We start from the raw sequence: 11,613 nt of genomic DNA on the forward strand, positions 1-11,613 counted from the left end.
CTTCACGCCGATTGCGTTTCTGGTGATGATCGGCAGCACCGTCAGCGCCCGCAGGGATTGCTTGTATTTGAAGCCGGAGCGCGTGAGGACAAGCGCGAAGACAAGGCCGAGAGCGGTTGTGATGACGCCCACGAGCACCGCCAGAAGCAGTGAATTCCACGCCGACCCGCACCTTCCGCCCGAAAGGCAGCCAAGACCCCAGATGCGGCGGTCGACGAATTTTCCGAAGAACTGCACAATCGAATAGCCACCATCATCGGTGACAAAGGCCGCGCCGAGCATTTTGACAATCGGGAAAAAGACAAAGATAGCGACAACCGCGATCACACCGCCAATCGCGGCGGTCACGAACACATCGCCATTCACCGCGCCGCGCGCCGCAATGCCTTGGGTAAACAGGAACAGAAACGCCGTCGCGACCAAAAGCGCGCCATAGCCCATCCCAAACTGGCGGTCGTCCAACACGCCAAACAGCGTGGTCATCCAATCGTAACTGTAACCGCGAAGCCCGATCCCCAGACCCTGGGCGACCAGCCAGGCAAAGCCGAAACCGCCCGCAACGATCAGCACCTTGCCGTAAAGCGGGTCCGTCTTGGGTTTTCGCATCACGAACAGGGGCGCGATCAGCGCCAGCAGCATCGGTGCCAGCCACAGCTTCTTGCCCGCTGCGATCAGCATCATGGCAGGCGCATAATCCGAATGGGTTGGCCAGCCGTCGAAAAGCCATTCAAACGTGTAAAAATCCTCCACCCCATACCAGGGGAGGAGGAGATAGCCGGCCCATCCGACAATGACCCAAAAGGTCAAAACCGGATGGGATGCGCGTTCCGTCGTGACTGTCCGCAACGGGTTTACTGCGGCAACGTGGAAACTTCGGTATCCCATTTCGACAACAGGCGCTTACGTTCATCCGACGAGCCGTATTTCTTGAAATCATAGTCAATCAGCTTGATCGAATCGAGTTTCGGCGCCATGTCCGATGATTTCGCCGCTTTGTTCGACATGACCTGAAACGCGTTGACCTGAAGCGCAAGCGATTGCGCGTCGGCGGTCAATGCCCAGTCATAGAACTTCTTGGCCTCATCCATGTTCCGCGCGCCCTTGATGATCGACATCGACCCGATCTCATACCCCGTGCCTTCGCAGGGGGCGACGGTTACAATCGGAAAACCGGCAACGGTCTGCGCCACGGAATCGTGCATGAAAACAATGCCGACCATGGTTTCCCCCTTGGCCGCCGCCTTGATCGGGGCGGAACCTGATTTTGTATACTGGTTGATGTTGGCATGCAGACGCTTCATGTAGTCAAAGCCTTTATCCTCCCCCAGCAACTGCACCATCGTCGCCAAGGCGGTATAGGCGGTGCCCGAGGAATTGGGGTTCGCCATCTGCACCTGGCCCTTGAATTCCGGCTTTGTCAGGTCTTCCCAGCAGGCGGGTGCCGTCAAACCCTTGTCGGCCAACAGCTTGGAGTTATAGCCAAAGCCCAGCGCGCCGGAATAAATCCCGATCGTCTTGTCGCCCGCAGCTTTGGCCTGTGCGATCGCCCAAGGGAACAACTGGTCCCGCATCGGAGAGACATAAGGCTCCGTCAGGTCTTCCTCTGCCGCTTGCAAATGCGGGTCGCCAGTGCCGCCCCACCAGACATCGCCTTTGGGGTTGACGCCTTCCGCCTTCACCTGCGCGAATGTCTCGCCCGAGGATTTGCGGGTCATATCCACGTCAATGCCCGAGGCTTCTTCAAAGCTGCGCGCCATCAACTGGCACCAATCTTCCTGCGCCGAACAATAGAGGTTCAACTTGCCAGCGGCGAGGGCCGCACCTGCCGAAAGCCCGGTCGCCAAAGCCAGCACCGAGGCAGTGAGTGTATAATTTCGCATGATTCCCTCCCGGAAAAATCGCACTTTATGTGCTTGTGATAGCAGCTTGCATAGCGCGCGCCGTCATTGCAACCGTTTTGAGAATGGACACTGCGAACGAAGTCAGGTCCGCTGCGCCAGACGGTCCGCCCCAAGCCAGCCAAGTGCGCATTCGCAGTCGCTGCGCGGTACCAGCTGTTCCAGCGCAGACCCTCCTGCATGCATCCGTTTCATTTCGCCAGCATGGCCAGCCTCAGCCAACAGCGTTGACAGGATGGCCACACCCGCCGCAAAGTGATTGCCTGCGAACGACCCCAGGAATGAGATGCCAATCTATCTGCGCCCCTCGACCCTGAACGACGCGCTGTCCCAACTGCGCGCCGGGTCGTATCGGTTGCTTGCAGGGGGCACCGATATCTATCCCGCGACACAACGCGCCGATCTGGCCGAAGACATCATCGACCTGACATCGCTTTCCGAACTTTGCGGGATTCACAATATGCCCGACGGTATCCGCATTGGCGCTTGTACCCCGTGGTCCATGATCGCCCGCGCAAAACTTCCGCCGGCTCTGTGCGCTTTGCAACAAGCCGCGGCCGAGGTGGGGGGCAAACAGATCCAGAATGCCGGAACCATTGGCGGCAACCTGTGCAACGCCTCACCCGCTGCCGATGGGGTGCCGCCGCTTCTGGTTCTTGACGCGCAGGTCGAATTGGCGCGCGCTGGTCGTATTCGAAAACTGCCGCTCGCCGACTTCTTGCTGGGCCCGCGCCAGACCGCACTTGCGCGTGATGAGGTGATGACGGCGATCCTGTTGCCAGGGTCCGCGCTGACCGGCCATTCCCGGTTCCTGAAACTGGGCGCGCGGGCGTATCTGGTGATTTCTATCGCGATGGTCGCGGTGCGCCTGACCACCGAGCATGGAAGGATCACAAGCGCGGCGCTGGCCATCGGCGCGTGTTCAGCCACGGCACAGCGATTGCCGCTGGCAGAATCGGCGCTGATCGGTGCGGCCCTCTTTGGCGCCGCCGAACTCGTGACCGCCGAAATCGTTGCGCCATACCTTTCGCCGCTTGACGATATCCGCGCCTCTGCCGATTACCGGGCGGAGGCGGCAGTCGAACTCCTCCGCCGCGCGATTTCTCAGACCGGGAGGGATCGGGTATGAAGGTTTCCCTTACCCTGAACGGCAAGGCTGTCTTGCTGGACGCTGAACCGAGTCTGCGGCTGTCGGAATTGTTGCGCGAGAAGGCCGGGTATTGCGGCACCAAGGTCGGCTGCGATGCGGGCGATTGCGGCGCTTGCACGGTGTTGCTGGACGGTGCAGCCGTCTGCGCCTGCCTGACGCCTGCGGCGCGCGTGGAAGGCCGCTCCGTGCAAACGGTAGAGGCGCAATCCGAAACATTGACCCGTCTGCGCGATGCTTTTCACCGCCACGGTGCGGCGCAATGCGGTATCTGCACCCCCGGAATGCTGATGGCCGCCGCAGCCTTGCTGGCCGAAAATCCGACGCCGACTGCGCCAGAGGCGAAAGAGGCCCTCGGTGGTGTGCTTTGCCGTTGCACCGGTTATACCAAGATCATCGCTGCGGTTTGCGATACCACCCCATCCCCCGCCATTCCGATGCCCGGCATCGGTCACGCCGTTGGCAGCGCCACCCCGCGCCTGGATGGCGCGGCCAAACTCGCAGGTGACGTGTTCGGCGCTGATCTCTGGAAGCCAGATGGGCTGGTGGTCAAGGCAATCCGCTCGCCACATGCGGCAGCACGGTTCCGGTTCGGCGATCTTGCGGCTTGGGCAAAGGCACATGACGCGCAGGTATTCACAGCCACAGACATTCCGGGCCGCAACCTTTTTGGCGTGATTGTCCCCTACGCCGATCAACCCGCACTTGCCGAGAACCAAACCCGCCAGCGCGGTGAGGCGGTGGCACTTGTCGCCTATGAAGACGGCAGCACACCGCCCGACCTTACCGATTTCCCTGTAATCTGGGAGAAGCTTCATGCGCTGACTTCTCCAACGGAGGCCACCAAACCCAACGCCCCCCGTCTGCATCTCAACCGGCCCGACAATCTGCTGATCAAAGGCCATGTGCAGCGCGGCGACCCCGCAACGGCGCTTGCTGATTCCACCCATACAGCCAGCGCCGATATCGAAACCAGCTTTGTCGAACATGCGTATATTGAACCCGAAGCCGGTGCGGCTTGGATGGATGGCGATGTGCTGGTGATCCGCGCCTGCACACAAGCGCCGATCATGGACCGCGATGACACCGCCGCAATTCTGGGGCTGCCCCATGATCGGTTGCGCATCATACCGTCGGCGGTCGGCGGCGGCTTCGGCTCCAAGCTCGACGTATCGCTGCAACCGCTGATCGGACTTGTCACGCTGAAAACCGGACGGCCCAGCCGGATGACCTATTCCCGCGCCGAAAGCATGTCTTCCACCACCAAACGCCACCCGGCACGCATGACGGGGCGAATTGGCTGCGACGCCGATGGGCTGATCACGGGGATGGAGTTTGATGGAACCTTCGACACCGGTGCCTATGCAAGCTGGGGGCCAACGGTTGCCAACCGGGTGCCGGTCCACGCTTGTGGTCCCTACTTCACACCGAGTTATCGCGCGACCGCCCGCGCAGTGCATACCAACAATACGACCGCCGGTGCCTTTCGTGGCTTTGGCGTGCCGCAAGCGGCAATCTGGCAAGATACGGTCTATGACAGGCTGGCCGAGGCCGTCGGCATTGACCGGTTGGAGTTCCGGCTGAAAAACGCCTTGCGCGATGGGCAAACCACCGTCACCGGGCAGGCGGTAAACGCCGCCGGGATCGCCGATTGCCTGATCGCCCTGCGTCCGCATTGGCAGCGCGCACTCGCACAGGCGCAGACCTTGCCAAACCGGGGTGTCGGGATTGCTTCGTGCTGGTACGGTTGCGGCAACACCGGAATGCCGAACCCCTCGACCATCCGGCTCGGGATCACGCCGCAAGCGGTACTGACTCTGCACCAGGGGGCAACGGATATCGGTCAAGGCTCCAACACCGTCATTGCGCAAATCACCGCCGATGCGCTGGGCCTGCCATTGGCGCAGATTCAACTGGTCGGGCCGGATACGTTCCTGACACCGGATGGCGGCAAAACCTCGGCCAGTCGACAAACCTATGTCACCGGGCGCGCCGCCCATGCCGCAGGTTGTACCCTGCGCGCCGATATTCTGCGCCGCCTGAACATGGGCGATGGTGCGACCCTGATACTCGACAACACCTGCCTGACCGCAACCGAAGGCAATCGGAGAGCCACACTTGATCTTGCCGAGATGCCAACCAATGCCCAAGGCTACGCATTGATGGCCGAAGAAACCTACGACCCGCCAACCACAGCACTCGACGCCAATGGCCAAGGCACCCCCTACGCGGTTTATGGTTATGGCGCGCAGATGGTGGAACTTGAGGTTGATCCGCAACTCGGCACTGTCAAACTCTACAAGATCACCGCCGCGCATGACCTTGGCCGCACCATCAACCCACTGCTCGCCACCGGCCAGATCGAAGGCGGCATTGCCCAAGGCATCGGATTGGCCTTGATGGAGGAGTTCATTCCAGGTCGCACCGAAAACCTGCACGACTACCTGATCCCGACCACCGGCGATGTGCCGGAAATCGAGAGCATCCTGATCGAGATCGCAGACCCGCATGGCCCCTATGGTGCCAAAGGACTGGGTGAGCATGTTCTGATTCCCACCGCCCCGGCGATCCTGAACGCCATTCGCCACGCCACGGGCGCGGAAATCACCCGCCTTCCGGCGCTCCCCCACCGGATTCTTGCGGCGATGAAGAAGGCCAAGCCATGACACGCCCCGGTTTCATCTTGGTAAAAATACCTGAACCCCCAACCTCACGCACCCGCGCGAAACCCAGCATTTCAAGACCAGATTTTTCGAACAAAAATCTCGCCACGCGCAACGACAGTACGCCATGACCCAAGCACCCGACAAGATTCGCTGCGATGCCTGCCCGGTGATGTGCTACATCGCCCCCGGTCAAACCGGGGCCTGTGACCGTTACGCCAATGAGGCGGGGCGCATTGTCCGAACTGATCCCGTGGTTCTGTTGTCGAAAACACTGGAGGGCGGCGGGCGCGTGGTGCCATTTTCCGAACGCGATTGGGACGGCAACCCGTTCCCCGCCGATACGCTGGTAACGGGCATCGGTTCCGGCACCACCTATCCCGACTACAAACCCGCGCCGTTCATCATCGCCTCCGAAGTTGACGGCGCGGATATGATTACCGTGGTGACAGAAGCGATCTTTTCCTATTGCGGCGTCAAGGTGAAGATCGATACCGACCGCTTCCTCGGCCCCGAAGCCGCCACTGTCCGCGCGGGGGGCGAGGCGATCGGCCATGTCACCACTGCCGAATATGGCAGTCAGATGCTGTCGCTCGGCGGCGTGCACCACTTGACGGGTGGCGACAAAGCCGAAGGCCGTGTGACCTGTGCAGCCTTGCTGTCGCTGTGCAATGGTGAGGCGGTGGAGTTGACGATTGATCAGGGCAGCTCCGTCATCGTGCAGGCGGGTCACGCGCCCATCGTTGACGGGCGGTCCGAAAACCGGATGCGCGTCGGGTGCGGATCGGCAACCATCGGCATGTTCGCCGATCAATGGCGCGGCTTGGTGGATGAGGTGGTGGTGGTCGATGATCACATCACCGGTGTCGTATCCGAGCACCAAGCCGGCAAGGTGCTCGGCTGGGAGGACACCGGCATCAAGATCCTCGGCCGCCGCTCCACGCCTGGTCGTTATTTCCGCGTGTCGGACCCCGGCCTGGGCTGGGGCGGAACCTCGGTCAACGATCCGCTGGAAATCCTCGGCCCGTGGAATCCCAAGAAAGGCGCGCGGGTGGGGTTGCGGCTTCTGATGGTGTCAACCACGGGCGAGGAGTTCGCGTATTACGAGTTGGATGCCGATTTGATCCCGCAGCCGATGCCAGTCCCCGAGGCGCTTATCCCTTCCGTCAAACTGATCGACGAGAATTGCGAACCCTCACTTTGTACCGTGATGTTCATGGGCGGTGCTGGCGGGTCTTTGCGGGCCGGGGTCACACAGAACCCGGTGCGGTTGACACGTTCGGTGCAGGCGCGGCAAACCCGGCTGACCTGCGGCGGGGCGGAGTGTTATATCTGGCCGGGTGGCGGCGTCACCTTCATGGTTGATGTGACCAGTTTGCCTGCGGGCGCCTTCGGATATGTGCCGACACCTGCGCTGGTGGCACCGCTTGAATTCACGCTTTCGCGCGCGGATTATCTGGCGCTTGGCGGCCATGCCAAAGCCATTCGCAGCCTGCGCGAAATGATGACAGAGGGCGGTGAATATCCGACATCGGTGCGGCTTCAGCCGCAAAGGCCGGTAAAAGAATGAGGGGCAGGGATTTCAGGTATTTTTACCAAGATGAAGCTGCAACGGTTTGCGCAATCAAACCGCTGGCGATTTCGCCATGACAGGACCGCAAAGCAGCACGCTGTCGGGCAACAGGTTGCATCTGAACCATGGACCGATTGATCTGATCATCTGGGCCGAGGGAATGGGGGCCGCCCGCGCCATGATGCAGGCAGAGGCGCGATTTCAGTCGGTCCTGACGGAGTTGGTTGCTGAACTGCCCAAGCTACGCAGCCCCGTCGACCAACCGCTGCAAGGTCAGATTGCCTGCGACATGGCGCGCGCGGTGGCAGCATTTCGCCCTGCTTTCATTACGCCAATGGCTGCGGTAGCTGGGGCGGTGGCGGATGCGGTGCTGGCGGCAATGGTCAAGGGCACCGACCTTTCGCGCGCCTATGTCAATAATGGTGGCGATATTGCCGTGCATCTGGCACCCGGTCATGAGTTGACCGCCGCGATTGTGGGCACGGCGCGGGCCAGCGTTGTGCTGCACACCGACGATCCGGCGCGCGGCATTGCGTCATCAGGCTGGGGCGGACGCAGCTTTTCACGCGGTATCGCGGATGCGGTGACGGTGGTGGCCCAGACCGCAGCGATGGCAGACGCCGCAGCGACGATGATCGCGAATGCCGTCGATCTGCCCGGTCACGCTGCCATTCAACGCCAAGCCGCGCAAACCCTGCAAGCCGACAGCGATCTTGGCGAAATCCTTGTCACCACCGCTGTCGGGCCATTGACCGCCGCCGAGGTGGCGCAGGCGTTGGCGTGTGGCGAAGCCGTGGCGCGAGATTTCCTGGCGCGCGGCCTTATTGCCGGCGCGGCACTTTTCCTGCATCCTCAATCCCGAACGCTCGGGCGTTTACAACTTGCAAAGGAACCTTGTCTTGTCTGATTTCACCCTGCGCAAAATCGCAATCCAGCTTGACGAAACCTATCACGAAGGCGGCCCCATAGCGAAGACGCCGCGCAGTCGGGGGGCCATTGTCGCGGTGGTCAGCAATCCGTTTGCGGGCAGGTATGAGGCGGAATTGCAACCCGCGATGGAGACACTCAAACCGCTGGGGTTGATGCTGACTGACCGCCTGATCGCCGCGATGGGCGGGCGGGACGGTATCGACGGCTATGGCAAGGGCGCCATCGTCGGCGCAGGCGGCGAGATCGAGCATGGTGCATTGTGGCATGTGCCCGGCGGCTATGCGATGCGCGAGCGGCTTGGCACCAGTCGCGCCATCGTGCCCTCCGCGATGAAAGTGGGACCGATAGCGGTGACGCTCGACGTGCCTTTGGGTCATATCAACGCGGCCTATGTCCGCAGCCATTTCGACGCTTTCACTGTATCCGTCCCCGATGCGCCACGCGCGGATGAGATTGCCTTCATCCTTGCCATGTCGCGCGGCGGACGCGTTCATTCCCGCATGGGCGGGCTGGAGGTTTGGGACGTGAAAGGCGAGGACGGGTTGCGCTGATGCGATTGGCCGCGATCATTGCGCTGGTTCCGGGGGTGGCGCTGGCATGCGCCTTGCCGCCGTCAATCGTGATAACGTTGCCAATCGGGTATTACATGGCGGGCGCAGCGGCGACTGTCGCGGTGACCGGTTTGCTGGCGACCTCTCCGCAGCTTTTGCCGAGGATGGCGGCAAGGCCGCTGCTGACGCGCCGGGTTTTTCTGCCCGAAATTGTCACCAGTTATGTCGCATGGGTGGCGCTGCTGGCGCTGATCCTGATCGGCTTTGTCGGTGCGACGGACCCGATGCACAACGCCCTGACATTGACGGTCTGGACCGTGATATGGGTCGCCTTGCCGATGGGCTGCATGGTGTTCGGCAACCTGTGGCGCGCGATCAACCCGTGGACCGCGCCGATCCGGCTGACGCGGGCGTTGTTGGGGCGAAGCGACGGCGTCGGGCTTGCACGGTTTGGCCATTGGCCCGCGGTGCTGGGGTTGTTCGGGTTCTTCTGGTTCTCCATCATCTCGCTTTCACCGGCTGATCCGCGCGTTCTGGCCATGGCGGTACTGATCTACTGGACGATCATCTTTGTTGCCGGCGTGTTGGAGGGTGAGGCGTGGTTGCATCAGGGTGAGTTCCTGACAGTATATCTTGGCTATCTCGCGAAAATTGCGCCGTTCTGGCTGGCGGTGGATGGGAACCGCGCGACACTGAAATGCGGCTGGCCGGGAACGCAGGTTTTGGGCATGCCGCATCTGACGCCTTCCGCCGTGGCTTTTGTCACGCTGTCACTGGCGGGATTGAGCTTTGACGGGCTGCACGGGACGTTCTGGTATCTGGGTTTGATCGGCGAAAACCCGTTGGAGTTTGCCGGGCGTTCTGCCGTGGTTGGTATCAACACCTTTGGCCTCGTTATGGTTTGGGCGCTGACCACCGCCAGCATCCTGACCGTGCTGCGCTTGGGGGCGGCGCTTGTGCCGTACGCGGAGATGGCCTTGACGGGCGGCGGCATGATGGCGACGGCACCGCGCCAGAACATGATGCCTGTCATGCTGTCATTTCTGGCGATTGCGGCGGGCTATCATGCGGCGCATTACCTGACGACGCTGCTGACGACCGGGCAATACACGATTTACGCGCTCAATGATCCGCTGTTTCGCGGCGATGCTTTCCTCGGCTTGCCGCCGTTCTACGTCTCCATGGGGTTTCTGACGGACCGCAGCGCAATGACCCTGTTCTGGAACGCGCAGTTCGCCATGATCCTCGGCGCGCATGTGCTGGCGGTCATTCTGGCCCTTCGCCTGTCACCGCCGGGTGTGCCATTCCTTGCCCATTTGCCACTGACCGCCCTGATGGTGGGCTATACCGTTTTCGGCCTGTGGCTACTGTCATCACCCACAGGTTTTTGAAGCACCATCTAATATATCGACAGGAGAAGCCATTCCCGCCATCCTGCACAACAAGGCCATAATGATAAGGCCAACAACAAAGAGGATCCCACCATGACCAAACTGATCGGATTGAACCCGTCCCGCCGCAGCTTGTTGAAAGGCATGGCCGCAGGTGTTTCGGCACTGGCACTGCCCGGTTTCGCACAGGCGCAATCATCCGCCCCGATCAAGCTGGGGTTTCAGTTGCACCGCACCGGGATCGGGGCCGCCTATGGCCGCTGGTACGAACGCACCACGCAGGCCGCGCTGAAAGTGCTGAACGATCAAGGCGGCATCAATGGTCGCCCGGTGGAGATTGTCTTCGAGGACGATGGCACCGACCCGAAACGCGGCGCGGAAGTGGTCGAGAAACTGACGAGCCAGGCGGGGTGTGACCTGATCTTTGGGCCGCTGTTCAGCCATGTCGTCATCGGTTCCGCCCCCCGCGCGGGGGAGTTGAAAGTGCCCTATCTGGTCTGTTCCGAAGGGTTCCATGTTGCCTCTGGAATGTTGAATCGCTGGACAATGCAGCCGGGGATTACCGACGTGCGGGCGCAGGTTTCGTCCATGGCGCCGTGGATTTCGCAAAACCTCGGGAAGAAGGTGACGATGATCTACCCCGATTATGCCTTTGGCCACGATCACCGCGACTATTTTGCGCCGGCCATCAAGGCCGCAGGGGGTGAGGTGATCAAGATGATCGCGATCCCGCCAACCGAAACCTCCTTCACGCGCTATCTGCCGCAGATCCCGAAAGAGACGGAAGTGCTGTATCATGTCATGGTCGGCCCGGCTGTGCTGACATTCGTGAAAGAACTGGGGGAGTTTTATGGCTCTGGCAACCGACCGGAGATTTTCGGATTTATCGACAGTCTGGAAGCAGTAGACACCGCCTCGCCCGGTCTTGAGTTTCTTGAAGGGACGCATTTCTGGGAAGGCGATTGCCGAGTGAAACAGCCCGACGCCACCGAGGCCGAAACCTTCTACCGCGCGGCGGTCGGGGTCGATGACAATGGCGCATCGGTATCCGATGCTAAGGATGTTTCCACCTATGCCCATATGTTTTCCTGCTGGGAAACACTGTTCATCATCAAGGCGGGGATGGAGGCATCCGGCTACCAATCCACCGCCGACCGGCAGAAGTTTGTCGAAGCGGTGGAGGCGATGACGGTGATTCCGGCGGGCCAGGACCATCCGCAAGGGGACAAACTGTTCAACGGCAAGACGCATCAAGTCTTTGGCCATCAGTTCATTTCCAAGGTGGATGGTGGCAAACTGGCGCGGGTGCATACCACCAGCATCGAGGACGGTATGTATGAGGACGCGGTGGATTACACCAAGATGCCGTTCTGAATTTGCGGCGAAAAAAGGGGGAGGGGGCGGGTGCCCCCCCCCCCCCAGCGGGCAGCCCGACCTCTATTATTTACAAAATCTAAAAA

8 protein-coding genes and 1 pseudogene are annotated in these 11,613 nt (G+C 61.2%); 7 read left to right on the plus strand and 2 right to left on the minus strand.

The genetic code is table 11. From position 1 onward, the window contains the following. Together L0H65_RS06855 and L0H65_RS06860 are read right to left on the minus strand one after the other, a co-directional pair. Positions 1 to 885 (minus strand): annotated as a pseudogene (locus L0H65_RS06855) (iron ABC transporter permease); the annotation flags it as partial. Continuing rightward, a complete protein-coding gene (locus L0H65_RS06860; protein ID WP_301458092.1) occupies positions 852 to 1,880 on the minus strand; it encodes an ABC transporter substrate-binding protein in 1,029 nt (342 codons plus the stop codon). The pseudogene L0H65_RS06855 and the gene L0H65_RS06860, both read right to left, overlap by 34 nt. Positions 1,881 to 2,184: 304 nt before the next feature. On the opposite strand from L0H65_RS06860, the gene L0H65_RS06865 reads away from it, so the two are divergent. The 7 genes from L0H65_RS06865 (at position 2,185) to L0H65_RS06895 (ending at position 11,527) form a co-directional block, all read left to right on the plus strand. After that, positions 2,185 to 3,027 (plus strand): xanthine dehydrogenase family protein subunit M, encoded by an 843-nt coding sequence (locus L0H65_RS06865; RefSeq protein WP_301458093.1) that lies wholly within the window; start codon positions 2,185 to 2,187, stop codon positions 3,025 to 3,027. Further along, complete coding sequence (locus L0H65_RS06870) at positions 3,024 to 5,711, plus strand: molybdopterin cofactor-binding domain-containing protein (protein ID WP_301458094.1); 2,688 nt, start codon at positions 3,024 to 3,026, stop codon at positions 5,709 to 5,711. The genes L0H65_RS06865 and L0H65_RS06870 overlap by 4 nt, the downstream gene beginning before the upstream one ends. 124 nt (positions 5,712 to 5,835) lie before the next feature. Then, complete coding sequence (locus L0H65_RS06875) at positions 5,836 to 7,278, plus strand: 6-hydroxynicotinate reductase (protein ID WP_301458095.1); 1,443 nt, start codon at positions 5,836 to 5,838, stop codon at positions 7,276 to 7,278. 76 nt (positions 7,279 to 7,354) lie between these two features. After that, entirely contained in the window at positions 7,355 to 8,188 is an 834-nt protein-coding gene (locus L0H65_RS06880) for a UPF0280 family protein (protein WP_301458096.1), read from the plus strand. Then, on the plus strand, positions 8,181 to 8,762 hold the full coding sequence (locus L0H65_RS06885) for an amino acid synthesis family protein (protein WP_301458097.1): 582 nt from the start codon (positions 8,181 to 8,183) through the stop codon (positions 8,760 to 8,762). Before L0H65_RS06880 ends, L0H65_RS06885 begins: the two co-directional genes overlap by 8 nt. After that, on the plus strand, positions 8,762 to 10,153 hold the full coding sequence (locus L0H65_RS06890; protein WP_301458098.1) for a hypothetical protein: 1,392 nt from the start codon (positions 8,762 to 8,764) through the stop codon (positions 10,151 to 10,153). The genes L0H65_RS06885 and L0H65_RS06890 overlap by 1 nt, the downstream gene beginning before the upstream one ends. A 93-nt stretch (positions 10,154 to 10,246) precedes the next feature. Beyond that, complete coding sequence (locus L0H65_RS06895; RefSeq protein ID WP_301458099.1) at positions 10,247 to 11,527, plus strand: ABC transporter substrate-binding protein; 1,281 nt, start codon at positions 10,247 to 10,249, stop codon at positions 11,525 to 11,527. Positions 11,528 to 11,613 lie beyond the last annotated feature (86 nt).

It is taken from the genome of Pseudorhodobacter sp. (assembly GCF_030452865.1).
Lineage (GTDB): Bacteria > Pseudomonadota > Alphaproteobacteria > Rhodobacterales > Rhodobacteraceae > Pseudorhodobacter.